Annotated in this window: 19 protein-coding genes; 5 read left to right on the plus strand and 14 right to left on the minus strand. The window is 42.7% G+C overall.

Features of this window, described 5'->3' with window-relative positions; all coding sequences use genetic code 11:
- Positions 1-31 precede the first annotated feature (31 nt).
- The 3 genes from RMY16_RS03940 to atpD all read right to left on the minus strand — a co-directional run bounded on the left by RMY16_RS03940 (position 32) and on the right by atpD (position 4,349).
- Positions 32-2,134 (minus strand): flotillin family protein, encoded by a 2,103-nt coding sequence (locus RMY16_RS03940; protein ID WP_322735265.1) that lies wholly within the window; start codon positions 2,132-2,134, stop codon positions 32-34.
- A 265-nt stretch (positions 2,135-2,399) separates the two neighbouring features.
- Entirely contained in the window at positions 2,400-2,813 is a 414-nt protein-coding gene (atpC, locus tag RMY16_RS03945) for an ATP synthase F1 subunit epsilon (protein ID WP_292715968.1), read from the minus strand.
- 87 nt (positions 2,814-2,900) lie between these two features.
- Entirely contained in the window at positions 2,901-4,349 is a 1,449-nt protein-coding gene (atpD, locus tag RMY16_RS03950) for a F0F1 ATP synthase subunit beta (RefSeq protein ID WP_322636279.1), read from the minus strand.
- A 559-nt stretch (positions 4,350-4,908) separates the two neighbouring features.
- On the opposite strand from atpD, the gene RMY16_RS03955 reads away from it, so the two are divergent.
- The gene (locus tag RMY16_RS03955) at positions 4,909-5,733 is read left to right on the plus strand and encodes a SirB1 family protein (protein WP_322735266.1); all 825 of its coding nucleotides are present in this window, start codon (positions 4,909-4,911) and stop codon (positions 5,731-5,733) included.
- 102 nt (positions 5,734-5,835) lie between these two features.
- On the opposite strand, the gene RMY16_RS03960 is transcribed toward RMY16_RS03955, so the two are convergent.
- On the minus strand, positions 5,836-6,279 hold the full coding sequence (locus tag RMY16_RS03960) for an SRPBCC family protein (protein WP_322666976.1): 444 nt from the start codon (positions 6,277-6,279) through the stop codon (positions 5,836-5,838).
- Positions 6,280-6,581: 302 nt separating this feature from the next.
- Here RMY16_RS03960 and RMY16_RS03965 point away from each other — a divergent pair, with 302 nt between their 5' ends.
- The 4 genes from RMY16_RS03965 (at position 6,582) to RMY16_RS03980 (ending at position 10,720) form a co-directional block, all read left to right on the plus strand.
- Entirely contained in the window at positions 6,582-8,258 is a 1,677-nt protein-coding gene (locus RMY16_RS03965) for a mechanosensitive ion channel (protein ID WP_322735267.1), read from the plus strand.
- Positions 8,259-8,625: 367 nt separating this feature from the next.
- Positions 8,626-8,811: a hypothetical protein gene (locus RMY16_RS03970; RefSeq protein ID WP_322735268.1), complete on the plus strand. Its 186-nt coding sequence runs from the start codon at positions 8,626-8,628 to the stop codon at positions 8,809-8,811.
- Positions 8,812-8,858: 47 nt separating this feature from the next.
- Positions 8,859-9,446 carry a hypothetical protein gene (locus RMY16_RS03975; RefSeq protein WP_322735269.1) on the plus strand — a complete coding sequence of 196 codons (588 nt, stop codon included), beginning with the start codon at positions 8,859-8,861 and terminating at the stop codon, positions 9,444-9,446.
- Between the two features lie 242 nt (positions 9,447-9,688).
- A complete protein-coding gene (locus RMY16_RS03980) occupies positions 9,689-10,720 on the plus strand; it encodes an HNH endonuclease (protein ID WP_322735270.1) in 1,032 nt (343 codons plus the stop codon).
- Between the two features lie 220 nt (positions 10,721-10,940).
- Here the strand turns inward: RMY16_RS03980 and RMY16_RS03985 are convergent, their stop codons facing one another.
- From RMY16_RS03985 to RMY16_RS04030, 10 genes are all read right to left on the minus strand, one after another.
- Positions 10,941-12,242, minus strand: a complete 1,302-nt coding sequence (locus RMY16_RS03985; protein ID WP_322735271.1) for a response regulator — start codon at positions 12,240-12,242, stop codon at positions 10,941-10,943.
- On the minus strand, positions 12,239-15,046 hold the full coding sequence (locus RMY16_RS03990) for a CHASE2 domain-containing protein (protein ID WP_322735272.1): 2,808 nt from the start codon (positions 15,044-15,046) through the stop codon (positions 12,239-12,241). Before RMY16_RS03990 ends, RMY16_RS03985 begins: the two co-directional genes overlap by 4 nt.
- Positions 15,047-15,235: 189 nt before the next feature.
- On the minus strand, positions 15,236-16,222 hold the full coding sequence (locus RMY16_RS03995) for a DUF928 domain-containing protein (RefSeq protein ID WP_322735273.1): 987 nt from the start codon (positions 16,220-16,222) through the stop codon (positions 15,236-15,238).
- Positions 16,223-16,416: 194 nt separating this feature from the next.
- On the minus strand, positions 16,417-18,978 hold the full coding sequence (locus RMY16_RS04000) for a CHAT domain-containing protein (protein ID WP_322735274.1): 2,562 nt from the start codon (positions 18,976-18,978) through the stop codon (positions 16,417-16,419).
- Between the two features lie 87 nt (positions 18,979-19,065).
- A complete protein-coding gene (locus RMY16_RS04005; protein ID WP_322735275.1) occupies positions 19,066-21,543 on the minus strand; it encodes an S-layer family protein in 2,478 nt (825 codons plus the stop codon).
- A gap of 520 nt (positions 21,544-22,063) precedes the next feature.
- A complete protein-coding gene (locus tag RMY16_RS04010; RefSeq protein WP_094348841.1) occupies positions 22,064-22,231 on the minus strand; it encodes a CopG family transcriptional regulator in 168 nt (55 codons plus the stop codon).
- 563 nt (positions 22,232-22,794) lie between these two features.
- The gene (locus tag RMY16_RS04015) at positions 22,795-24,111 is read right to left on the minus strand and encodes a DUF4910 domain-containing protein (RefSeq protein WP_322735276.1); all 1,317 of its coding nucleotides are present in this window, start codon (positions 24,109-24,111) and stop codon (positions 22,795-22,797) included.
- Positions 24,112-24,132: 21 nt separating this feature from the next.
- Positions 24,133-24,687: a dTDP-4-dehydrorhamnose 3,5-epimerase gene (gene rfbC, locus RMY16_RS04020; protein WP_322735277.1), complete on the minus strand. Its 555-nt coding sequence runs from the start codon at positions 24,685-24,687 to the stop codon at positions 24,133-24,135.
- A gap of 41 nt (positions 24,688-24,728) precedes the next feature.
- A complete protein-coding gene (locus tag RMY16_RS04025) occupies positions 24,729-25,382 on the minus strand; it encodes a PIG-L deacetylase family protein (protein ID WP_322735278.1) in 654 nt (217 codons plus the stop codon).
- Positions 25,379-26,176, minus strand: coding sequence for a sugar phosphate nucleotidyltransferase (locus RMY16_RS04030; RefSeq protein WP_322735279.1), 798 nt, complete (start codon positions 26,174-26,176; stop codon positions 25,379-25,381). The genes RMY16_RS04025 and RMY16_RS04030 overlap by 4 nt, the downstream gene beginning before the upstream one ends.
- Positions 26,177-26,216 lie beyond the last annotated feature (40 nt).

The following is a 26,216-nucleotide window of genomic DNA, read 5'->3' on the forward strand; positions in this document are numbered from 1 at the left end:
ATATCTACGCCCCTACCAAATGTTGCTAATGTTACTTATCCCCCGGAAAATTCACCACTATAGGTGGATAACCGTTTTCTGGGGTTGGTTGCGCTTTGGTTACTGGTTGTGGATGCAAAGGTGTTGGTGCCAATTCACCCTTACCAGTTTGATTCCATAAAATCATGGATAGTAGCCCATCCACTAAACCGTTATTGCTGCCATTGCTGCCAACTAAGACATCTGGAATCAAGCGGACATTGCGATCGCCGATAATCTGCATTAGTTGCATTGCTGTATAACCTTGTGAACCCAAGGCTTCCACACCAGCACGGTAGGTTTCAGCTTTGGCGTTTCCTGTGGCCCGAATACCTTCAGCCTCAGCAATTGACCGAAGTTTTGTCCCCTCGGCTTCACCAGTCGCCTGCTTAATTTGGGCTTGGGCTTTCAAGTCAGCAATATGTACACTCTGCTCTGATTTCACCATTTCTTGCTGAATATCAGCCAGTGCTGTTTCCCGGACAAGCTGCTGCCGTTGGGTTTGCGCCATCTGCTGAACTTCATAAGTCTTACGTTCTTCTTCGGCAATTTTCCGGTCTGTCTGTGTCTGCATTAACGACGCTGGTGGCTGAATATCACCAATCAGGGTGTCGATCGCTTGCACGTCATAAGCCCGCAATGCTGTTTTAATATACTCAGCAGCCTCAGCTTGTCGTTCGCTGCGAGCGGTGAGAAAGTCTAGTACAGTATAGTCTTGGGCTGAGTTGCGGAAATAATTACCGATAGTTGGTTCTAATACATGGTCTACCAGATTTTGCATTGCACCAACGCGAGAAATTACCTTCGGAGCATCTAAAGCACCCACATGGATAATTTGTGCTACTTCCAAATCAAAGGCAAACCCATCACGCGATCGCACTGTCAAGGAAGCCAGTTGAGCATCATAGCTGTGGCGTTCGGTGCGATCTGACCAATTTAAGACAATGTTGGTCGTTGGCACCAGTTCCATCTTCATGATCCGAGAATTAATCGGATGTTTGCCAGGATACAGCGGTTCGACCCACACGCCCTTATGTCCAGGATTCACCAAATTACCGTGGGTGAAAGCTGCGCCACTGACATCTTGATGTGCCTTACCCACGAAAGAAATCACCACACCCACATACCCAATGGGAATTTCCGTCATCGGCACTTGTTCAACCTGGACAAACCAAGGGTTCAAGTTCCAAGAACCCGAAAGTAATATCTGTTCTTGTAAACCTCGCCGCCCACCCCCATTAATAAATTTCTGACCATTTTGGAAGTTGTCGTGTCCCTCAATTATCGGGCCTGCAAGTTCACCAGCAGAAATTGGTAAACCATCTAAGGTAGTGACAATACCAACTTTATCAGATGCCAGACTGTACACTCGCAACTGTTCTGGAGCCATGCCATGAGCGCTGGCATTTGATGCCATGATGACTTTAAATAGGGCAGTATTGATCCGGTATGTACCAGCCGTAAGAAAACCCATTTGCCGCCCTTTTTCGCCACCTTCGATGAGGAATTTTCGAGCGTCTTGGAAGTTGTCACAACCCACGATTTTACCTAAAATTCGCTCTGGTGGGTTGGGTTGACCATCTGCTGCCACAATCAAAGCAATTTCCCCTTGGGGAACAACAATTACCGATTCTTTCTTTACAGAATACTGCCAAGGCCAATAGCCCCAATGCCAACCAGGAGCTAAAGTATCTGCCTGCAAGCCAGCTTCGCCGTTGAGGGCAATCAAACTGCCGGCAGGGAGTCCGCGCCCGGAAAGGGTAAATTTTCTAACTACAACGCCAACTTCCCGTTCGCCAATCACTACTAGTCCCCCAAAGAATAGGGGGACAAATATAACTAAACCGCCGACGAGTAGGATGGGAACCACTACAACAGGATTAATTCCAGCAGCTTGATATTGAGTCCTGCTAGTTTGTAACTGAGCAATATTTGGTGTGGTCTGATTTAGCTGGACAGTCGCTGAAGTAATTTCTTTTGCAGTAGTTGTTTTGACAAAAGTAGCATTGGCGGAGTGAACACTACCAGCAATTGCTAAGGTTGCTACGATAGATGCTGCTAAACGAGCTACTTTATTTTGTTTACGAGTACCAAGCAAAGATGAAAAGCTTTTCATAATTTGTGCCCATCTGGGCAACTAATTAGCTAATTTAACACTCCACCAAAGCTTGCCTCGATTTCTTAAACTTGGCGTAATTTTTTTAAATAAATAAGGAGTCAGAATTCAGAATTCAGAATGCTCTGTCCCTAAAGGAGTTTTAGCATCCGTACAGAATTCACGTTAAATTCTGACTCCTGACTCCTGACTCCTGAGTTCTTTTTAATAAATATTTTGTAGGTTGGAAATTGCCCAACCTACAAAGTGGAAATATAAAGTTAAATTAGACCGAACCGCCAGCAGCTTGAAACCGAGCGCGGGCGCGTTTGAAGGCTTGGGTTGCCTGGATTTGGGCTTGGCGATCGTCTGCGGAAACTTGACTTAGACGCGCTTCTGCTTGGTTGTAAGCAGTACGGGCTTCATCAAGGTTAATTTTGTCGCCACGTTCAGCGCCGTTAACCAGAATTGTCACTTCATTTTCTTCGACTTCGGCAAAGCCACCCAAAAGGGCGATCGCTTCCCAATTCTGATTTTTAGCACCACGAACTCGCATGACACCAGTATCTAAAGCAGTCAAAAGTGGTGCGTGTCCAGTTAGTATACCTAGTTGACCAGTAGTGCTAGGCAAAACAACTTCTTCAGCTGGGGCATCCCAGACTGTTTTATCTGGGGAAATTACACGAACGGTTAATGTCATTTGTCTTTTGTCCTTTGTCTGTTGTCTTTGCTATTAGCCATTAGTCATTAGCGATCGCACTAATGACTAATGACCAATGACTAATGACTAACCTTTAATTTTTTCAGCTTTGGCGATCGCTTCGTTAATATCGCCAACCAAGTAGAAAGCCTGTTCTGGTAGAGCATCTAACTCACCAGACAGAATCTTTTGGAACCCTTTAATGGTGTCTTCCAACTTCACGTACTTACCAGGAGAACCGGTGAATACTTCTGCCACAAAGAACGGCTGAGACAAGAAACGCTCAACTTTCCGGGCCCGCGCTACGATGAGACGGTCTTCTTCAGACAATTCATCTAGACCGAGAATGGCGATAATGTCTTGGAGTTCTTTATAACGTTGCAGAGTTGATTGCACCGCCCGCGCCGTATTGTAGTGTTCGTCACCGACAATATTGGGCTGAAGCATGGTGGAAGTTGAACCAAGGGGGTCAACTGCGGGATAAATTCCCTTAGCAGCCAAACCACGAGATAGTACTGTTGTACCATCTAAGTGAGCGAAGGTGGTAGCAGGTGCGGGGTCGGTGAGGTCATCCGCTGGTACGTACACTGCTTGAATGGAGGTAATCGAACCCTCGGTAGTCGAGGTAATCCGCTCTTGCAGTTCACCTACGTCGGTTCCCAATGTGGGCTGATATCCCACCGCTGAAGGCATCCGACCTAGTAACGCCGATACTTCCGAACCTGCTTGTACAAACCGGAAAATGTTGTCAATAAACAACAGCACATCCTGCTTGTTCACATCGCGGAAGTATTCTGCTACTGTCAATCCTGAAAGACCAACCCGCATTCTAGCTCCGGGTGGCTCGTTCATTTGACCGTAAACTAGAGCAATTTTTGATTCGTTGAGGTTGTCTTTGTTGATAACCCCAGATTCAATCATTTCATTGTAGAGGTCATTGCCTTCACGGGTGCGTTCACCCACGCCAGCAAAAACAGATACTCCACCATGCTGAGTAGCGATGTTGTTGATCAACTCCATCATGATCACGGTCTTACCAACACCAGCACCGCCGAATAGACCAATCTTACCGCCGCGTCGATAGGGAGTCAGAAGGTCAACAACTTTAATCCCAGTCTCAAACACGGAAGGCTTTGTTTCCAGGTCAGTGAATTTGGGAGCAGAGCGGTGGATGGGTAAACTTGCCTCAGCATTTACAGGACCCTTGTTGTCCACAGGTTCGCCAAGGACGTTGAAAATCCTACCCAAAGTGGCTTTACCAACTGGTACGTTGATGGGAGCGCCTGTATCAGTGACTTCAAAACCGCGGACTAAGCCTTCGGTAGAACTCATCGCAACAGTCCGCACCTGATTGTCGCCCAGCAGTTGCTGTACTTCAACGGTGATGTTGATTTCCTGTCCAGCTTCGTTGGTGCCAACGATTTTCAAAGCGTTGTAGATTTGTGGCAATTTCCCGCCGGGAAATTTAACGTCTACAACTGGGCCAATGATTTGGGTAATGTAACCAATGTTTGTTTTTTCTGCGGTTGTTACCATGCTGCGCCTAATGAGTGAAGCTAGATTTCAGATAAGGTCGGAGAAGACATAAGAATAAGCAATGTCACCTTTCACTCTAGCATCGGACGGGGACATAACTCTCTTAGTAATTCCTTAAAAAGGAGTTTGGCGGCTGTGGTTGTGGTCCTCATCCTGACCAGATTGACAGAATATGCTCAAGTTGATCTTAATCTCATTTTTTCAGATGCGATCGCCCTAGCTATCACAAATTGTATAAAAAAATACATTACTCTAAATTACTTAGATACTTCCAGTTGCAAGCAAAAAGCTAGATATTTGATATCTAACTTTTGCCTTGAAATAATGCATATTTTGTATTACGTTATGTACTTTGCGTGGGTACAGCCCATGGAAGACATCACCAACACAGCATTTGCTAAAAGTTAGTTAGTAATAGATATATGTAAACTACATTTCCAAAACTTCTAAATATCCATAAGATGAAGATAGATATAAAAAACAGCTTTTAGCCAAGGCGTGATGCCTGAGTTGGGCATACCTGCGGCTTCATCCTCACACTTACACCGAGCAACAGCTTATGAATTTCTCGTCAGCACGACAATATTTTTACCAGGAGATTCAGCAGTCTGACGAGCAAATTGACTTAGCAAAGGCAGCTTTGTACATTGCACAAGAAGAATATCCCAAGCTAGACCCAGAGGAATATCTCAACGCCCTTGATACAATGGCATGGGAGCTTCAAGAACGTCTGCCTGATTCACGCTATCCTTTGCGGATAGTTCAAAGTATTAATCAGTATCTCTACGAAGACTTAAAATTTTCTGGTAATAAAATTGACTATTACGACCCGCGCAACAGCTTTTTCAATGATGTAATCGATCGTCGATTGGGGATTCCCATTACCTTAGCGCTGGTTTACCTGGAAGTTGCTCAACGGATTGATTTTCCGATGGTGGGTATAGGAATGCCAGGACATTTCTTGATCCGTCCAGATATTCCCGATATAGAGATTTTTGTGGATGCTTTTAATGGCGGTGAAATAATATTTGCCCAAGATTGTGAAGACCGCCTGTCTCAACTTTATCAGCAACCTGTGACGCTACAATCAGAATTTTTAGCTGTAGTCAGTAATCGGCAATTTTTGGCCCGGATGTTGACAAATTTAAAATTTATTTACCTTAAACAGCAAGAGTTAGAAAAAACGCTGGCAGCTGTTGAACGAATTTTGTTGCTGTTTCCTGGTTTAACTTTAGAATTGCGCGATCGCGGCCTGCTCTACTATCAACTCGGTTACTACCCCCAAGCCGTAGACGACTTACAAAACTATTTAGCAAAAGTTCCTAATGCCGAGGATGCATCTGTGATTCGGCGGCTACTGACCGAATTGGGTAAAGACAAGTAGGGGAAGAGGCAGGGGAGCAGGGGAGCAGAGGAGAAGTTGCAGTAAGTTTTTCGCCTCTGCCCTTCTGCTCCTCTATTTCTTGTGCCAATGCCCAATGCCCAATTATTGTTGTTCTTCTGCGACTCGTTTGAGGCGGCGCAGTTGGGCTTGCATATCTTCTTTTGTCCACGATGCAGCAAAAGTGTTGAAGCCCCAACTAACTAAGGGGTTAGGGATATCGTACTCAAAGCGATTGAGTAAAAGCGTTCCCTTTTTCGTGGGTTGACATTCCCAGCGATCGCGCCCTTGAAAAAATCCCTTAAATTCCCAAACTACCAAACCCGGTTGTCGTTCTACAACTACGCTATTCAGGGTGGGTTTCAGTAGAGGAATTTGAATAATAAAACGACTTTTACTGCCGACATCGGTACTCCAAGCTTCGCCCACAGGTTCGCAACGGAGAACGGGGTTGAGCCAACGGTGCATGAGAGCTAAATCGCTAATACAGCGCTCCACCACCGTAGCTGTAGCATTAATTTGAATCGATTGTTCCAAAACTTGGGACATTCCACATCTTTAGTGCTGTTGCTGCAATTAGAGTAACGCAAAATTCAGCAAAGTGGGAGATGAGGAGCAGAGGAGCAAGGGAGCAGAGGGGCAGGGGAGACAAGGGGACAAGGGGACAAGGAGATAAACAAAACTCCTAACTCCTAACTCAGCACTCATTACTCATTACTCAACACTGTTTTGCCCAATCCCCGTATATTAAATCAAATATGAGTAAATATGTATGTTTTTACTGGTAAATTGATAGGCAAAACACTGACTTAGTGTTTGCGGCGAATACTTAAGCATAATTCCCGAAAACCATGAACACAACTTGGCAAGAAATAACCCAGGTGATGACTACGACGAGCTACGCCTATGGAGTTGGTTTATCCACGAGGGTACAACAATTTTTGGCACAATCATCGCCCAGCTTGCAACCAATACAACCAGCAGTGAATCAAGGAATCGCTGATGTGCAAGGTATTGTACAACAGTTGATTCTGTTTACGCCTCGTCTTTTAGGGGCGGTAGCAATTTTATTAGTAGGTTGGCTCATTGCAGCGATCGCAGCAGCAGTGACGCAAGGAATTCTCAAACGCACAAACATAGATAACCGCATTGCCGCAGGGATAACGGGTCGTCAAGATGTTCCCCAAGTCGAGAAATTCATCTCCAGCTTAGTCTTTTGGAGCATTCTCCTGTTGACTGCGGTAGCTGTTTTACAGACATTAGATTTGGAAATTGCTTCTCGACCCCTTAATAATTTTCTTGATCAACTGATTGGCTTTTTGCCAAAGTTAGTTGGTGCAGGAATCCTTTTGGGAGCCGCCTGGTTTTTGGCGACTATTGTGAAGATTATCACTGTGCGCTCATTACAGGCATTTAACCTGGATGAACGTTTGAATCCAGAGCCAGAAAACAGCACACCCAGCCTCAATCAGCTGTCTCTGAGTGAGACGATTGGCAATGCTCTGTATTGGTTTATATTTTTACTGTTTCTTGCCCCAATTTTAGATACTCTCGGACTCAGACAGGCTTTACAACCAGTACAAGCTCTAATTACACAAGTTCTGCTAATTCTGCCGAACATTTTAGCGGCGATCTTGATTGCTGTAGTTGGCTGGTTCATCGCTAATGTAGTACGGCGGATTGTCACGAACTTGCTGGCGACAACTGGTCTTGACCATTTAAGTAGTCGGTTGGGATTATCTACAAGTGCAGGGGTACAACCTCTATCGAGTATTATCGGCACAATTGTTTATGTTTTGATTTTGATTCCTGTGGCGATCGCAGCGCTGAATGCTTTGCGAATTGATGCGATATCTGTCCCGGCGATCGCTATGCTGCAACAGGTTCTCAACGCCTTACCTGCCATCTTTACAGCCGTGGCAATTTTGATTGTTGCCTATTTCATCGGACGGTTTATCGCGGACTTGGTTACAAGTATCCTCACCAATTTAGGGTTTAATAACATTTTCACTATTTTGGGTCTGACAACACCCAGCAGACGAATCGTCATTTCCACAGAACCAACAGTTGAGCCGATTACAACCCGTACTCCATCGGAAATTGTAGGCATTGTTGCCTTAGTGGGGATCATGCTGTTTGCCACAGTGGCGGCGGTGAATATCTTGAATATTCCAGCCCTGACAGCATTAGTGTCTGGTATTGTGATTATATTCGGGCGGATTTTGGCAGGATTGGTAATCTTTGCCATTGGCTTATTCCTGGCAAATCTGGCTTTTAACATCATTACCAGTTCCGGCGATCGCCAAGCCCAGATTTTGGGACAAGTGGCGCGAATTGCAATTATTGCCTTAGTTTCTGCAATGGCACTGCAACAGATTGGAGTTGCCAGTGATATTGTGAATTTAGCCTTTGGACTTTTACTAGGTGCGATCGCAGTTGCTATTGCCCTAGCTTTTGGTCTTGGAGGGCGCGATATTGCAAGAGAGCAAGTTCAAGAATGGCTAAACTCTTTCAAAGATAGAAACTAAAAGTTGATGAAGGCGCAATTTCATCTGTAAATCTGGAAAAGTGCAGCCGTAAGCATCAATAGTGCAAAAAATCTATCGGCAATTTTGCTTAAGAGGTTGAAAGTTAGAGCTTAGAAACTCGGAGTTTGAGTATAGAATTTGACATTTCAAGTTCTAAAGCTCAAGTTCCGAGTTTTAAAGCTCAATTTAATCGGATTTTGCGAGTCACTATTTTTAGCGGCGTAAGTGACAAATTCCTTCGTATTAAGGAAAGCTGGGGATAAAGCAAGGACGCGTAGGTGCAGCCCGTCTTAGACATCGCAAGAAGGCGGGGCGTAGTCCATCGCAGCGACAATCAATTTTCTCAAAATTATCGAAAGTCTTGCTGATGTGGGTTATTGAAATGATGAGTGCCGTGTTATTGGGAAATATTGAGTCAAGATTTGATTTTGCAGCTTTTGTGTTAGAAAAACCACTTTTATGGGAAAACTTAAAACAAGACCCTGTGTTGAAGATATTGGTTGTAATTCGTCAGCCAAACGCTAGAAATTACAACAGCGTGTGCATGAGTTGAAAGAATAACTTGACATTCTAAATGAAAATTATTAATCAGTAACACTTATGGATTTACTTATCAACATTCTTAAACGTTTTTGGATAATTAATTGTTTCGGGATATTTGTTTTATCGGCTTGCACACCTGCATCATCCCAAGAAAAACTTTTAACATCCAAAGAAGGAAATTTTAGTATCTTAATGCCAGGGACTATTTTAGAAGAAGTTAGTTATCCAACAAAAGGGATTAATAACCGGAATTGGGCAACTATTAAGAGTGAATCTATATATTCAGTAACCCATTCAACTCTTCCTAAAGAAATAGCCCCGCAGAGAATTCCAAAAGTTTTACAGCTTCTAATTAAAACTGCAAATCAAACAAATTTTATTCAGGGTAAACAAATATCTCAGTCTTCCGTTAATCAAAGTGGATATAACTGTCAAGACTTTACTTTAATGGGCAAACCCAGTACTGCCTTGCAAGAAGAAATTAAGAAAAAAGGATTAAATATCAATAATAAATTATTATATCAGAGAAGTCTGCTGTGTATGAAAAAGAATTATGCTGTTGAGGCTGTAATAATAACTCCATCATCTGAAGAACTAAAAACAAATGGGGCATCTTTTATTAAATCGCTAAACCTCAAACCATGAGATTGTTTTGTAGTAATTGGTATGACCATTACTGATAGTCGATTGGCAATTTTCTGGCTTGGACTGCATATCGTCATTTGCTGTCGATAGTCAGACAGTAAAGTTTTTGGAAGTAACATATAGAAACAATATAAAATAATTACTATATCTTTAAAAATTTTGGAAGTAAATTCGTCATTAATGCTGAGGTGCTTCTTAGTTTGAGAAAGAGAAACTGGAGCAAATACTCCACAGCAGAAAACATGGATTTTATCAACGAAGCGCAAAAGTTGGCAGATACGGTTAGAGATAAAGCTCAAGAAGCAGCCAACAATGTAGTAAATGGAATGAATGAGGTAGTTGATGGAATTAAGAATGCTACTAGCGAGATGACTACTTCAAGTGTCCATGCAGTTAATGATTTACAAAGTTTGTCAACCATCGCAACACAATCAGGTTTTCAAACTGTTCAAAATGTTAGTCAAACATTTCAACAAACTGCTGTTGGAGTTGCTGCATCTAGTATGGTTATGGCTGATGCTTTACAAAATTTACCAAAGACAGCTGCCGAATTAGCCCAAGAGATGCCCAAGATTGCAAATAGGCTGAGATATCGTGCTGGTGTTCGGGTAGGAGACTTACCTCGCTCTGATGCAGATGTCATGAAGCTTTTTGAGAAAATTCCTGGTACATCAAAGCTTGGAGGTAAAGAATATACAATTCGTCAATTTCTTAGAGATAAGCATGGTAGCCACATCAATCCACGTTCCCAAGGTGGATCGAATGCTGCTGATAATATTCTTTGGGAAGTAGGTGTTGATAATCTCCGCCGAGGAGCCAAAGTAATGACCGTTGGCGAACAGTTTTATATTCGAGTTTATAATGCGGTAGATTCTATTGTCAGCAATTCTGGGACGATCGCCAAACTTGGGATTACTGCAACGGGAACAGCTATTCTCACTCAGGTTGTAGTTACGGCGATTTCTTACTCTTTGGATCTTTATCGAGGTGACATTACTGTTGAAGAGTATAAAAATCTAATTTTTGAAGCAGCAAAGGCAGCAGGTATTGCGACACCAATTGTTTTTTTGGTCTTGGTGGCTGTGTTAGCTTTATTTCCAGAATTTACGGTTATTTTGTCAGCACCAGTTGTTGTTGCAGGCTTCAATGCTTTATTTGGTATTAGTATTGCTACACCCATTATTCAATCGCTAGTTCGTCATGTCGAAGCTGGAGGTTTTGGCATAGAAACTGCTGATGCTTACAAAACTGCGTTTGGCGGTTCTGCGCTCTGAAATAACCTTGTTGGGTTGCGCTTTGCTTAACCCAACCTACAATTAACTGTATTGGATTTTATTGATTATTTGGTAATACGGTTCAATTAAGGGCTACTGGCAAAAATTTTGGTTTTTTTAGATGCGATAAATCGCAGTATCTACAACTGTTTTGGGCTTATATGAACTGTATTGGGTTATGTTGAATTGCGGAATCTCTGATAAAATTATGTATATTCAGCTACATCGGCAGAGTAATAATAAATTTTGTCCCCTCACCAGGTATTGACAAGCATTTGATTTGTCCGTTGTGTTTGTCAACAATAATTTGGTAGCTGATCGCTAATCCCAGGCCGGTTCCCTTACCCACAGCCTTGGTTGTGAAAGATTGCTCAAAAATTCGAGATTGCACCTCAGTAAGCATACCGGGGCCGTTATCTTGGATGCAAATTGTGACGGTTTTTTGTTGGGTATCGACCGATGTGGTAATGGTGATGATGTTCAAGCAAGCAACAATATCTCGATCGCAATTGTTTTGATGGAGTTCATCAAATGCATCAATGGCATTGGCGATGATATTCATGAACACCTGGTTCAGTTGTCCGGGATAGCAATTGATTGGAGGTAACTCACCGTATTGTGTGACAACCTGGATTTTAGTGCGATCGCCATTGCCTTTGAGTCGATGTTTCAACAGCATTAAGGTGCTATCGATTCCTTCGTGAATCTGAAACTCCACCTGAGATGAAATATCTGCGCGAGTAAAAGTTCTCAGAGATAGACTAATATCTTTCAGACGAGTAATTCCTTGGTGCATTGATGCCAGTAGTTTCGGTAGATCCTCTGTCAGATACTCCAAGTCGATTTCTTCAACAAGCTCTTGAATTTCCGAGTCTGGCTGCGGTAGTTTCTGCTGTTGCAGTCTGACCAGGCGAAGTAGATTATTTACATATTCCTCAATATAAGATAAATTTCCGCCAACAAAACCAACCGGGTTATTAATCTCATGACCAATACCTGCAACCATCTGCCCTAAAGTGGACATTTTTTCACTCTGGATCATTTGTAGTTGGGTTTGCTGTAACTCCTGTAGAGATTGAGTTAATTCTGCGGTGCGTTCTTGCACGCGTTCTTCTAGTGTGCGAGTGAGATGAGAAATTTTGAGGTGTAACTTTAACCGGGCAATGACTTCTTCGTGTTGGAAGGGTTTGGTAATGTAGTCAACTGCACCTATTTCCAATCCGGCCACCTTGTCTGTAGAATCGGATAGGGCAGTCATGAAAATCACCGGAATATTCTGGGTGATCGGATTGGTTTTCAGTCTGCGACAAGTTTCAAATCCATCAATACCTGCCATCATTACATCCAAAAGAATCAGATCGGGATGAGCATATTCTGTTTGTTCGATCGCTGACTCTCCATCTGTTGCCATCAGGGCTTTCCAGCCGCATCTCTGAATCGCTTCCGATAGCACCTTGAGATTGTTTGGATTGTCATCCACTAATAGAATATGTATGGGTTTCGAGATCGGAACAGCAATCATGGATGTAACTCCGTTGTGACAAATGATTTGAGGAACTTACGGATTTTTCCGGTTTGGAAATTGGCAGTGAGTTTGCTTAACTCTGCTGCGAAGGGAGCTAGTTGACTGTTTTCCTCAATGAGTTCTCTTAACATTCCCTCAATTGCCGAGATATCTCCCATCATTGCCAGATGATAGAGTTGTTGCAAAACATCTTGAGATGGTAGAACCCATTCACTACTAGTTATCTGCTCATCTTTGGGAGGCGAAGATTCAGCATATATCCACTCCACTCCTAATAGCGATCGCAATCTATTAAGTAGTTCCTCAATCTGGAGAGGTTTGGGTAGGAATGCTGTTGCCCCTGCCTCTAAACTCCGCTGACGATTTGCCTCAAAAACGCTGGCACTAGAGACAATAATCGGAATAGAACAGGTTTGGGGATTCGCTTGCAGGTGAACCATTAGCTCAAAACCATCCATATTGGGCATGGCTAAATCGAGTAGAATCACATCTGGATTGTGTTCAATTGCTACTTGTAGCCCATGTTTGCCATCGGTCGCTTCTAGGGTTCGACAGCCAATTTCTTGCAGCAGACTAGTTAACATAGAACAGTGGTTGCGATCGTCATCGACAATCAGAATTTGAGGCGCACCACCCTGAATCCCGATAATTTTCTGGGGAGTTAGAGTGTAATCCGTCGTAGACATCTCTCCTCCACGCCAGTCATGTAGGCGTAGCCCGTCGTAGACATCGAGTGGTACTGATACTGTCAAATCCAGCCAAAACAGACTTCCTTCACCCAAGTGACTCTGCACCTGAATTTGGCTCCCCATCAATGCCGCAATTTTTTGGCTAATCGCCAATCCCAAGCCAGTACCTTCAGATCGTTGCCCTGCTTCACCCACTTGCTCAAAGGGCAAAAAGATTTTCTCCAGTTGGTCTGGTGACATCCCAATACCCGTATCTTCAATCTGAAAACGAATCTTTTGATGTGTCATTTGTCCATTGTTATTGGTCGTTTTAGACTCTTGACTAATGACTTCCACTTTGAACGTTACACTACCGTTGTCTGTAAATTTGATCGCGTTGCCCAGTAAGTTAATTAACACTTGCCGCAGCCGTTTTTCATCAACTTCAATGGCCAGTGGTAGGCGATCGCTAATTAAGATATTAAATTTAATCCCTTTCTGTTCAGCCCGGATACCACAAATCTCAGTCACACCATGTAAGAAACTGGGCAGATGCACGCTAGTGACAACCAAATCCAATTTCCTTGCTTCTATCTTCGAGAGATCGAGAATGTCATTAATCAGCATCAAAAGATGCGAGCCGCATTGGTAGATAATGCTGACTCCTTCTAGGTTTTTAGCTGTCATATTTGGCGATCCTTCTAGTACCTGGGCAAAACCAAGGATGCCATTGAGAGGTGTACGTAGTTCGTGGCTCATGTTGGCGAGAAACTCACTCTTGGCCTGATTGGCAGCATCGGCAGCTTGCTTTGCCTCCATTAATTCATGAGTTCGTTCTTCGACTTTTGTCTCTAGGGTTTTGGAATAATCCAATAGTTGGCTGTTGGCAATTTCCAGTTGGCGATTTGTTTCTTCTAACTTGCGCTGTTTATAGGCATTAGTTGTTGCAATCACACTACCGATAAACGCGGTTAAGGTGGGTGTTACCGGAATTAAAACACCATACAAAAACATCCCATAGCCACCCCATATATAGGCTCCACTGATGCCTACAGTTGCCCAAAGAATTTTGCCGCCTGGTATCCGCAGCTTGCTACTGGATAACAACCAACTGCCTGTAGAACCAATGACAGACGACAAAACAATCCAGAGTGATAAAGAAATGCCAGAAACACCGTGCAGACTGGCATTTCCTGTTTTTGCTCCTCGTACTAGTTGATGAGCAATATTGGCATGAACAACCACACCTGGAGTCGGTTTTTGAGCAGAGATCCAGGAAGAGAAGGGTGTGCTGAAGAAATCATTGGTACTGGAGGCGATTGACCCAATAAATACCATGCGATCGCGCATCAAATCTACCGGAATTTTCCCTGCTAACACATCGCGCATCGCAACTGTCCGAAATGCGGCATCTGTTCCATGCCAATTGAGCAGAATTTGATAACCTCCTAAATCGGCATCGGTATAACCTGCTTCTTGATTTTGCAGTGGTAAGTAAATTTCTTTACCCAACTGAAACTTTTGTTGTTGGGGGTCAATGCTTTCTAAGCTAATTTTTTCAGCTTCGAGGTACTTTAGGGCTACAAGGGTTGCTAGTCCGGCTTTAATGGTGTTTTTCTCTTTGGCGTCTTCAGCTGTCAAGAGGGCGCGACGTACAAAGCGATCGCCATCCAAGACTAAATCTGCTAATCCTACCCGATCCTGTTTTTTCAATTCCGGTGGGGGATTGACACGTTCGCCAGTAATTTTCTCAACTCCGATTAAATTGGGAGTGTTGCGAAAGACTTGAACAAGTTGCTCGTGTCCGCTTCCTTCCGGTAAATCTCGATAGAGATCCAAGCCAATGGCTCTCGGCTGCTGCGCCCGGATTTTTTCTAGTAATCGTGCCAGCGCCCAGTCTGGAACTGGCCATTTACGCACCGATTGGATATCGCGCTCCTCGATTGTAACAATCACAATCTCATCTGCGATCGCCTCTGAAGATCGCTGACGAACCCATTCGTCGCGAATTTTCCATTCCGGTAAATTGAAAAGTCCCAAAGATTGCCCAACCATAACAGTTAAGGCAACGCTAGGAGTAATAATCAAAACGCTGCGAGTGCGTTGAATAAAAGCCTGGAATCTGCGCCACATATTTGTGTCATGCAATGGGGATTGGGGAAGGTAGGGTTTCCTCTGGGGATAAGAGGTAATGGGGACTGGGTGGAAGTAAGAAGAGGGAACAAAGGGGATAAGGGGATATTATTGAACAAGTTTCTTCTTTGTCTCTCCCCTCTCCCTTGTTTAGCTTGGCTCTTCCCATACCCAATGCCCAAACTGGTATTAGTTAGTAGATGCTAATAAGTTCGCTGTTACAATCTCCTTTAAACTCACTGAGGATAGAAGTTCTTCCCATTGTTTGCGGAGAGTTGCATTGTTAGGTTGAGCGGTATATACCGATGCAAGTGTTGCCACACAGTCATACCAAACACCGTTTTTACCCAAAATAGTAGCCCGCTTCAAAGCATCTTGCTCTTGGATTGCTGTTGCCAACTCTGCGCTGGGCTGAATACGCTGAATCCAACCATCGACGTAAGGCGTACTCGGGCTGAGTTGACCATCTACTTTCAGTGCTAGGAACCATTGATAGTTTTTACCAACGGCTAAAGCGGGTGCATTAGCTGGTAATTCGATTGCGATTACCCCAGTTTTCCCTGCAACTGAAATGTTCATCTGATGTTGCATATTGCCAGCTTCATCTTTGAGGCTGAACACTGCTTCCTCGGCATTGGAAGCTGGGAGATACACTAATATTGTGGGACGTTCAGATACTGTTGTGCCATAGAAATTTTGAGGCAAGAGGGCGATTAGCGCTGCTGGTTGCGTTGTACTTGTAGTCGATGGATTCAAGTAGTAAGTACCAACGCGAGAAGCTCCCGCACTTGCTTGTTGGGGAGCGCCTTTGCCAGGTGCAGGTGTAAAGAGGTTGCCACGAGAAGCTCCTCCAGTTGCTTGTCTGGGCGCACCTTTGCCAGAGGCAGGTGTAAAGAGGTTGCCACGAGAAGCTCCTCCAGTTGCCTGTCTGGGCGCACCTTTACCGACAGCAGGGGTAAACATACTACCGCGAGAAGCTCCTCCAGTTGCCTGTCTGGGCGCACCTTTACCGACAGCAGGGGTAAACATACTACCGCGAGAAGCTCCCCCAGTTGATTGTCTAGGAGAGCTACTGTTGGGGGGTGGGGTAAATGTAACAGCATGGGCAGTAGTCCATGTACTGCTAGCGATCAGAGCGATGACGCTCAATGTACTAGCTAAATATCGACGTTTCATGATCTTTTTCCTTATGTCATTGAAATGTGATACAAACAAAATACGTTACTTTCGACTATAGTCAAAAGCTTAGAGAATAAGTCTAAGTAACACTAAAGTCAGGGAACTTCTACTAGCAGTATAGGCGAGCTTGAGAGCAAACAATGTAAAAAATAGCCTAAGTTATTTGTAATGCACTACGTTGTATTACTTAGTTAAATCCAGTTGCCGATCAAAACAAAGCCAGACCAAAAGAACGGTTCGTGAAAATCAGTTTGGCGAATTAGGCTAATTTGTGCTTGTCTTAGTGCTTCGGCTTTAGTGATTTTGGGTTGTCGCAGTTGGTCATAGAAGCGAGACATGAGCATCGCGGCTGCCCGATCTTTGACGGGCCATAGGGTGGCGATAGTTGAGCGAGCGCCGGATTTGACAGCCAACCCCGCCAGTCCCAGGACGGCGCGATCATCGCCTGCGGCAGTATCGCAGGCACTTAGTACCAGCAACTCGATGGCTTTTGATGGATCGCTACCGCGATTTTTCAGGAGTTCAGATAATTCTTTAACATTGACTTGTCCATCCCAAGTGAGCAAGAAGGTGTCTTCGAGACGGGAACTAAACTGTCCGTGGGTTGCTAGGTGGACAATACCTGCACTACTAGATTTCACACGTTTAGCAAGGGCTTGACTGGTGAATTCCTGATTCAGTAACACCCTAGAAGATACCGCCTTGGAGATTTGTTTCACTTCTGATTCCACGGCGGGTAAAGCACTAAAGCCAGCGCGAGATTGGCTAATGCCACCGACGATCGCACTGATGTGGTTTTGATGAAGCGATCGCGTCGCCATTAGTTGCAATCCTGGTGAGAGTGCCACGGCATACTTCTCGATCAGATATTGCTTACCGTCAAAAAGAGCTGCTATGGGAATGTTCCGCAATCGACCATCCAAAACAAACACCAATGTCTTGGTATCAATAAATGCTTGCTCTGCTGACTCTGGACGAATCAACCAACCATAAATTTGTTGAGATAATCGATCTCGGTTTTTAGAATCCGAAACAGGGTTAAGAGCAACCAAAAAATTGTCTAGAGTCTGCTCAATTTCAGCTTGAGATTTGTGAGTGACATAAGAACGGAGTGGTTGCCCTGCTTTGGAGAGAATTACTGTTAAACGATCTGGCAAGATAATCGGATAAATGACCGTTGCAGTGGGATCAACCCGATCGATTTGTTGAGTTCTATCTAAACAGGCTTCCCGAAAAAAGTTATCGAGTTCCGCAATTTGGAGTGCCTCAATCAATTCGCGAGCTTCTATTAGTTCTCCTTGACTAGGTTGATTCTCTAGAAGTAAATCAACCAGTTCTCGGTAGACAGGCTCTACACTGGTGCGAAAAGAGAACTGGACATCAGGGTTGATAGCCACCAAATCTCCCCGCAGTGCCTTTAAGGCGTTGACTGCTTCTGTATAGGCAGTAATCGCTTTTGAGCGATCGCCTTGTTGTTTATACAACTGTCCCACCTGCCAAGCAGATTGAGCAATGATATCGTTAGCTTGGAGTTGGCGGGCAATGTTGAGGGATTTCTGAGTTAACTCCTGTGCTTGTGATAACTGCTGTGTACGCTGATAGAGTTTTCCCCACTGAGTTAGTGCATGAGCTTCGGCTTGAGTATCCTGGATTTGCTGTGCAGATTTGACTGTGACTGCCATTAGTTGCGCCAAATCTTTCAGAGGTAGAATTTGCTCAGAATTTGACTGGTGGTTGAGAGTGGCAACAAAATTGATCGCTGCGTAGAGCGAAGTGTGACTGGGGGGCAGTTCCCGGAGTTGTTGGAGTAGTTGAGGTGCGAGTGGGTTAACAAACTCCAGTTTGTCGTAATTTAGGAAAAGTTTGAACTGAGCTAAACGCGCTTGCAACTGATCGCTTGGGTTAGTTGTTAAGAGTTGAGCCTGTTCAAAGTAATTTAATGCGGCTTCTGGATCTTGCAAGTCAACGGCAGTTTGGCCCAAGCTTATAAGGATAGAACTCAAATGGGGTTTAGCTGTAATTTTCTGTGCGATCACTAAACTTTGCTCTAAAATCTGTTGACTTTTACTATCGCCAATTATTTGCAAGGTTAAACCAAGCGATCGCAGTCCGCTGACTTTGATTTCATCATCCGGCATCCCTTGGAGTTTTTGAGTCAGTGCTTCTAACTGTTGTTTAGAACGACGATAAAATCCTAAAGTTTGTAAAGCTTGTGCCTGGTTGATTTGACTACCCAGGCTTCCCATTGTATCGCCTGCTTGCTCATAAAATTTTTGAGCTTGTTGCCAACTTTCGAGGGCGGTTTCGGCTTTGCCAGTGTGCAATTGCAAATTTGCTTGGGTATTGAGTGCTTGTGCCCAGAGAATTGCATCAGCAGAGGGAATAGAGGTTTGCAACAGTTTCAGACTTTGCTCAATAGATTGTTGGGCTGCTTGCCATTGATTAAGCTCCTGTTGTGTCAGTGATAGGTAACTTAAACTTAGAGCTTCATTTAGGCGATCGCCTTGGATATGATACTGTTGTGCTGCCGTTTGCCAAATCGTCACTGCTTCTGCAAAGCGTCCTGAATGGTAGAGGTTTCGTCCCTGTTCTAGCCAATTGGTCGGTTGGGAAGTGGATGCTGACAAATTCAGGGTAGAAGTTGTTGGTACTGGCAGAGACGCTCTAGTAGGTATAATGGTCACTGCCAAACACAAGCTCAAAATACTCAGACTAATATATAGCCAACGAAGTTGTTTAATTGAGAATATCATCAGTAATTATAACCATAACTATTTGTACTTTTATATACTATCTTGCTTGAGATTTTGGTAAACTTAGTTACAAGATTCCTGAGCAAATTAACTCTTGGGAACCGCAGCACAAGTTAACTGGGGCTGTATATTTGCTTTAGATTGGGTCGCAATTAATTCAATTTTGCCGTCAGCATTGCGCTGCCAAGAAGTAGCTTCAATGAGGATTGGGGATACAGGTATCTGCGCAGTTACCTCATCTGTTTTTCGGTAAGCAGATAAATCACGCATATCGTCCCAAGTGCTTAGGGTCGCTACTTGCTGCGTTGGATTTTGCGGTACACCACCGCGTCCCGTTGCCACAAAGCGACTGCCTTGACTATCTGCGCAGCCTGTAGCAATTTGCTGGGATGGATCGGTGACATTTACAGGCAATTCGACTAAACCAGAATTTGGATCGATATCGATAGTATTAACTTGAACCGTGCCACTTACCCCAAATTGGGAACTGGCAGTAATGTCACTATCAGGAGTGAGTTGGTTGCGGAACTTCAGCCCAAAGATGCCTTGAGTGGTGATTTGGATGTTGCCACCTCTGCCTCGCACTGCATTGGCAATAATGTCGCTGTTTTTGGAGCCGGTAATGATGGGTGCATTGATGTTTATATTACCTCCATTCCCCGATCCGCCAGCTGTTGAGGTTATCAAGCTATTGTCTTGCAGAAGCAACAGGTTTTTGGCGGACAATGTAATATTGCCACCATTACCGGATTCTGTTTGTCCTTGAATAAACCCTTGATTCTTTAATTGGATGGTATCTGCACTGATATTAATATTGCCACCATTTCCACTACCTTGGCTGGTGACACTGACTGTCCCGCCATCGGTCAGCGTTAAGTTCGGTGTGGTAATGCTCAAAGTACCAGCATTCGCCGTTAATATATCTGGCAGACCGAATCGTTTCCGCACTAACGGATCGGGTCGGATAGTGGAGGCGTTAATGCTACTATTAGTTGCCCGACCTTGACCACTGATGACGATCGCTTCAGTAGCATTGATGCTCAAATCTCCCCCATTACCTGCAAAAAATGAGGTGGTAGCAACTGCTCCCCCATCCAGAATTTGCAATTTGGCAGTATTTAGGGTCAAGGTTTTGGCACTTCCGGTTGCAAATGTAGTTGAGCTAATGTTACTGTAAAGTCCAGAGGGACTTTCTCCTATTACCGTGGTATTGGTGTTGCGAATCGTCACTTTACCGCTAGAACCAGTGCCAAAGGTAGCCGAAGATAGTGAGGCACCGCTTGATACTAGTAGACTATTACTATTGACGAAAACATCACCAGCATTCCCAATGCCTAATGTAGTAGTGTTGGCTGTGGTGACGTCAGCAGGATTAGTGGCTGAAAAGCCAGACAGTTCAATAGCGGTTGCATCAATATAAATATTGCCACTCGGAGCTGCTCCAAAAGTTGTGCTATTCAACCCCGCTCCCGACTTGATAGTGAGGTTGGGAGTAATAACGCTGATATTCCCACTAGCTCCCATACCCAAAGCATTACTACGCACCCCGCTCTGAATTGTGCCATCAGCTGTTTTAGCAATCAGATCGATGGACTCTGTAGCCTGAAGGCGAATGTCACCACCAGGGAGATTGCCAAAATTTTGCGCCATTACCAGAGAACCATCGGTGAATTGAATGTGCCTACCCTGAATTTGAACGGAACCTGCATTCACACCGCTGATATCTAATAGCGATCGCTGTGCCAATTGAATATCGCCAAAGCTTTGTACATTCCCATATCCCAGTGTATAGCCCTGTGCGGTTGGTATCAGGTTTACCAATGCTGTACCGCTTACACTACCCAATTCAACTCGTCCTCTTTCAGCGATCAGGTTTGCCCCATTTAGATGTATGTCGCCACCCACTAAAGCTAGGGTGTTTCCCGGCTGTACCCGCAGTTTTGTAGAACTGGGAATCTGAATCGGGGGAAGCAGAGCTAGTCTACTGACATTCCTCAAAGTATGTCCTGTACCTTGAATGTTGATGGGTGCGGGATTGTTACCCAGTTGCAACCCAATGGGAACATTAATACTCAACAACGGTGCAGATTCAGAATTAATTACACTAAACTCAGCGCCATCGGCAAATTTAATACTGTTAGCAGTGGTACCAATAAACGAACCCCCAATGTTTAGTTGGGCATTGGCTCCAAAGATTATCCCACTAGGGTTGATCAAGAAGATACTAACAGGGTTGTTGCCGTTAATCGTCTGAATCAAGCCATCAATGTTAGAGATATTACCGCCAGTAACACGGCTGAAGATGGTGGAAATGTTGGGCGTGTTCGTTAAATCAAAAGTAGCCGAACCGCTGGTGGGAACCGAAAACTGCTGGAAACTGTGAAATAGGTTACTATTTGCGGCACTACCATTAATAATGGTGAAGTTATTACCGCTTTGGGAGACAGTAGTATTTAAGGTGCCATCAGGAGTTACCTGGGCGTTAGCAAAGCCGCACCAAAGTGACATTACTATTAACGGCGCTATTCTACCGCACAGACCCAACCAAATAGAGGTCGTTGTCATTGCCAAGCCTTTATTTATACTTTGTATTTAAGATGCCCAAAACGGTATTATCTTGAACGATCGCTTCCCTCAAAACGCTGAATAACTCGAGTAGTGGCAGCTTTTCTATTAAACGCGTGTACATTTAAAGTTTTACCTGCACCAAGTTGATGCGATCGCGAATATATTGAGTAGACCTCTTGCAAAAATATATTTTTGCACTCTTAGGGAAAAGGAAAAAGGTTAAAGGGAAAGGATTTTGAGTTTCTTTACCCTTTTCCCCTGCCCCTTATCCCCAGAGGGGGCCCCACCTTCCCCTTTACCCCGACAAATGCCAAGAAGTCTAATGATGATTGCACCATATCCAAAGCAAAAGTCAGAGCGAAGATTTCTTCGGCTCTGAACTTTGTAAAAGAGTATTCTTCTTTAAATTCCCTAACTTTAGTTATAGGGATTCACTGTTAGCTGATAACTGTTAAGCAGCATATTTCACTGACAAATTAAGATGTACTTATCCTGTTCGATTTTTTTGCAGTCTGATTCACGAGGTTTCAGAGGCTTTTTCATCTTTAGGATAAAGAGAGCGAATTAACTCCCGAATTACATCAGTTGCTGGTCTCCCCGTTGTTGAACAGTATTGTTCAAGCTTCTGTGCCTCGCCTGATGTGAGATTGATTGTAAGTCGTTTAACAGCCCATTTTTTATTCATGTACTAGACAAGCTATGTTTTTAAACTACTTCTCTAATATCAATCATCTAAACTGCTCTTACAATGGTATAAGTAATGACATTTACTTTAAGTAATCATGAAGTTAAATAGGATATTTTTCCCAGTAATGGTGAAGAAGTAAAGTATATTCTAAATTATAAAGTTAAGCTACTTTTCGGGCAGTAATTATAAGTAGAATGTAAAAATAACATTAAATATATCCATACAAAATAAGTATTCTCACAGAACTGTTAAGGATAATAATATAGAAAAATTTGGCAGCCCTAGCAAATAGAATTTGCGGTTACAGACATAAAACCCAACTCCCAATACTTCTCGGGTTTTGGGGAAAAGGGAAAGGTGAAAGGGAAAAGAAAAAACCTTTAACCCAAAGCCAGTAACCTTTTCCCAAAACCCGATTCCGAATTAAAAATGCCTAACTGAGAAGTATTGACCCACCTCCAGGGGTTTTAAAACCTTGATTTTTTCTTAGACTACCCGGTGTCAAGGACTTACATACATTTCTGCCGTAACGAATTTCATTTTTCCAATATTTTTCAAACTTAGTTGGTTTTAATTGTTAATAAATCATGTGTTGACAATATATCGGCAGCAGATTTAATCGCATCAAATGACATTCCCGACCTTTCTGCAATATCTAATAGAGTATGCTGACCGTCGGATAAATTTAAAACCCACAAGATTGCCATTTCATTTAGCCCGCTATCCTTGTTCCCACCAACTGTCCGATATATTCCTCTTTTACCTAACTGTGGCTCACATTTGGGATTTTTGTTGTAGTAGATTTCGTTATTGTTGAGGATATGCAACATCGAATGACATTGAAAGAATGACTCGGCTAGATATTGGGGTTGAACGAAATTTAAATCGTCTGCTGAGGTATGGTATTCAGGAAAACTACCATGAGGCGATCGCATGAAGCAACCTACAGCTAAATTAAATCCAGGTGAGCAATATTGTCGCTCATCATAGCCATAGGGGAAGAAATCTATAATTTTGTGATCTTGTTTTGAGTTTTTGAGTACATAAGCAGCAACTTTATCGATTTCAGTGTCACCTCTACGGCTTTTTTTGTAGGTAAAGTTGCCTGCATCTCCTAAACAAGTTAATACCAAGCCATGTTTAATGTTATTGACTTTAGCTTCATTGACAGCCAACCATGTAATTGAACCAATAGTTCCGGGAATCCAAAGAAATCTATAGGAATATCTTGATGTAGTTTGACTTAAATATTTAGCGAGAAAAGTAGCGATCGCAATTCCCGAAAGATTATCATTACAGAGTGAAGGATGACAGGCATGGCAAGAAATCAAGATTTCATCAGTACTGTCTCCGGGAATATAATACTCTCCATAAGTCAAATAACCTGGTTTTAGAGAAGAATCAATACATACTTCATATTCTTCATCTTCTAGTTGCAAATACTGATTGTGAGTCAGGCAAAAACCCCAACTTTCCTTGTAATATGAAGTTCGGTAAGGAATCCAATTAGGATAATCGGCAAGTGTAAATAGATGCGATTTAAGTTCTTGAAGAGATATTTTTTGATGTATGGGAATACTATAGTTAACAACGTGCAAATTTGAATTAGTAAAATCTACAATCTTTTCACCTTGAGAGTTTTTAATATAGGCATCTTTAATATTCCACTCATTAGGAACTGTCCAATCAAATACTTTTGTTCCTGTCGGTACTTCATGAACTGACAAAGGAAGATGCTGCTGAAGAATTTTTAAAGTTTCTCTAAAACCATCACCTGTAATACTACGGCAAATGGGGTATAAATCAGAAATTAGTTGGTAAAGCTCTAGACTGATATCCTTGAGGTTAAAAGAATTTTTGATATCAACTGCAACCATAAGTAGAATCCTTTTAAAAGCCTAAGTCATAGGCGTTACAATTTTGGTCGATTCAAATAAACTCCAAGCCCTATCTTTTTCCGAAATTTCAGTCACAGGTAGAGGCCATTCAATGCCAAAGGCTGGATCGTTGTAGCGATACCCAGTAGCATATTCTGGTGCATATAAGTCACCCATTTGATAAGCCACTTCGGTTTCGTCAGTGAGTGTTTGGAACCCATGAGCGCACCTATCTGGGATATAGAGAGCAAGGCGATTTTCAGCCGTCAACTCTATACCAATATGAGATAAATAGCTAGGAGAATCTGGACGCAAATCGATAATTACATCATAAATCGCTCCCCTGATACAACGCACTAATTTTGTTTCTTGAGAAGGAGGCATCTGATAGTGCATACCCCGCAACGTTCCTTTTTTATAGTTAAAAGATAAATTGCATTGGGCAATAGTCGGTTTTAAACCACGATTTTGAAATTCCTGAACGCAAAAAGTCCGAGTAAAAAAGCCGCGAATATCTTGATGCAACTCTAAATCAACAATAAATGCTTCTTTTATTTTAGTTTCAGTAAAGATCATAAATATTACAAATTATGAGAAAAAATTAAAATTCTAATCTTTTAGAAAAACATTTTTCGACAATAAAAGGCTTCCGCATATTTCCCGGGTGAGTTTGATTCAATCCCGCGAATTCTGAGAATGGAACGGAAAGTCTCTTCTGTAAACCACTGCTTATTACTCTGGGTAGGGAACGCATCCAAAATATATTGAATTTTTCGGCGGCAGAGTGTTTCATTTAAATGAACAAAGAAATTAGGAATACCCAAATCACCATCATATTTGGGTATTTCATATTCCAAAATTAAATGATTTCTAAATGTATTCCAAGTTAACTCAGAAATTAAGCGGTGATCTTGGTGGCGATCGTCTCGGTGATGAGTAAAGATTATATCTGGTGAAAATTCTTGCTTTAACTGCTCAAAACATTCCTTCACCTCTATTCCCTGAAAAGGTAGAAAGCCATCTCGAAAATTTTTAATGATAATTTTCTTGACCGGAATTTCTTTTAAAAAGAGATTAGCACTTGTGGTTGCTTCCTCTGCTCTTTGCTCATTGGAACTAAAGACAACCCAATAGATAACAACATCTTGGTAATTCTCTATCAGCTTTAAGATTGTGCCTCCACAACCTATCTCAATATCATCACAATGAGAACCTAGACAAAGAATTTTGTACTCAGATTCCTCTATCTTATTCAAACTAAGTTGGATCATACATGGTTGACTTGTACTTGTTCATCTCCCCACACTTCCCAAGGTCTTTGGCCTTGAGCATACATATCATCCAACTGTTGTTTTTCTTTAAACGTATCCATTACTCCGAAAAAGCCAGTGTATTTATATGCAAAAAGTTCTTCTCTAGCAATCAATCTTTGAAAAGGCTCCATGACCAGTTCTTCACCATAATTTATATAGTTAAAAATCTCTTTTTTAAAGATAAAATATCCTCCATTAATCCAAATATCACATTGCTTTACATCTTGGATATTTTTGACCAAACCATCCTCTTGCATGTCAACTAAGTGAAAAGTTTGGCTAGGTCTGACACATAAAAAACTACCAATTTTATCCCGCTGATAGAAATTATTGATATACGTTGGTAAATGTAAATCTGTCAAACCATCACTATAATTAGCTAAAAATACTTCTTCTCCTTCTAGATACTTTTCTACTGCTTTGAATCTTTGGCCAATGTTGGCAGTTAACCCTGTATCTACAAATGTAATATTCCAGTCTTGGATATCTCGATTAAACAACTGAATTTGGCTACCGTTAGAAAGGCTAAAGTTATTAGAAAGCCATTCATTGTAATTCAAAAAATAGCTTTTAATTAGGTCAGACTTGTAACCAAGACATAAGATAAAATCTTTGTGTCCATAGTGAGCATAGTATTTCATTACATGCCATAATATTGGTCGATAACCAATATTCACCATTGGCTTAGGAATACTTTCTGAGTATTCTCTCATTCTGGCTCCTAAACCACCGCAAAATAAAACTACTTTCATGTCACTTACCCCTTTTTAACGATTTTTTGACAATCAAAAA

The sequence above is a fragment of the Nostoc sp. DedQUE12b genome, assembly GCF_034530835.1.
Lineage (GTDB): Bacteria > Cyanobacteriota > Cyanobacteriia > Cyanobacteriales > Nostocaceae > Nostoc.

Coding starts and splice junctions, on each gene's coding strand:
- RMY16_RS03955 (WP_322735266.1), top strand. CDS start 4,909: ATGAATTTCTCGTCAGCACGACAATATTTTTACCAGGAGATTCAGCAG.
- RMY16_RS03970 (WP_322735268.1), top strand. CDS start 8,626: ATGTGGGTTATTGAAATGATGAGTGCCGTGTTATTGGGAAATATTGAG.
- rfbC (WP_322735277.1), bottom strand. CDS start 24,687: ATGATCTTTACTGAAACTAAAATAAAAGAAGCATTTATTGTTGATTTA.
- RMY16_RS03960 (WP_322666976.1), bottom strand. CDS start 6,279: ATGTCCCAAGTTTTGGAACAATCGATTCAAATTAATGCTACAGCTACG.
- RMY16_RS03995 (WP_322735273.1), bottom strand. CDS start 16,222: ATGAAACGTCGATATTTAGCTAGTACATTGAGCGTCATCGCTCTGATC.
- RMY16_RS04025 (WP_322735278.1), bottom strand. CDS start 25,382: ATGATCCAACTTAGTTTGAATAAGATAGAGGAATCTGAGTACAAAATT.
- RMY16_RS03940 (WP_322735265.1), bottom strand. CDS start 2,134: ATGAAAAGCTTTTCATCTTTGCTTGGTACTCGTAAACAAAATAAAGTA.
- RMY16_RS04010 (WP_094348841.1), bottom strand. CDS start 22,231: ATGAATAAAAAATGGGCTGTTAAACGACTTACAATCAATCTCACATCA.
- RMY16_RS03990 (WP_322735272.1), bottom strand. CDS start 15,046: ATGTGGCGCAGATTCCAGGCTTTTATTCAACGCACTCGCAGCGTTTTG.
- atpC (WP_292715968.1), bottom strand. CDS start 2,813: ATGACATTAACCGTTCGTGTAATTTCCCCAGATAAAACAGTCTGGGAT.
- RMY16_RS03980 (WP_322735270.1), top strand. CDS start 9,689: ATGGATTTTATCAACGAAGCGCAAAAGTTGGCAGATACGGTTAGAGAT.
- RMY16_RS04030 (WP_322735279.1), bottom strand. CDS start 26,176: ATGAAAGTAGTTTTATTTTGCGGTGGTTTAGGAGCCAGAATGAGAGAA.
- atpD (WP_322636279.1), bottom strand. CDS start 4,349: ATGGTAACAACCGCAGAAAAAACAAACATTGGTTACATTACCCAAATC.
- RMY16_RS04015 (WP_322735276.1), bottom strand. CDS start 24,111: ATGGTTGCAGTTGATATCAAAAATTCTTTTAACCTCAAGGATATCAGT.
- RMY16_RS04000 (WP_322735274.1), bottom strand. CDS start 18,978: ATGATATTCTCAATTAAACAACTTCGTTGGCTATATATTAGTCTGAGT.
- RMY16_RS03975 (WP_322735269.1), top strand. CDS start 8,859: ATGGATTTACTTATCAACATTCTTAAACGTTTTTGGATAATTAATTGT.
- RMY16_RS03965 (WP_322735267.1), top strand. CDS start 6,582: ATGAACACAACTTGGCAAGAAATAACCCAGGTGATGACTACGACGAGC.
- RMY16_RS04005 (WP_322735275.1), bottom strand. CDS start 21,543: ATGACAACGACCTCTATTTGGTTGGGTCTGTGCGGTAGAATAGCGCCG.
- RMY16_RS03985 (WP_322735271.1), bottom strand. CDS start 12,242: ATGATTGCTGTTCCGATCTCGAAACCCATACATATTCTATTAGTGGAT.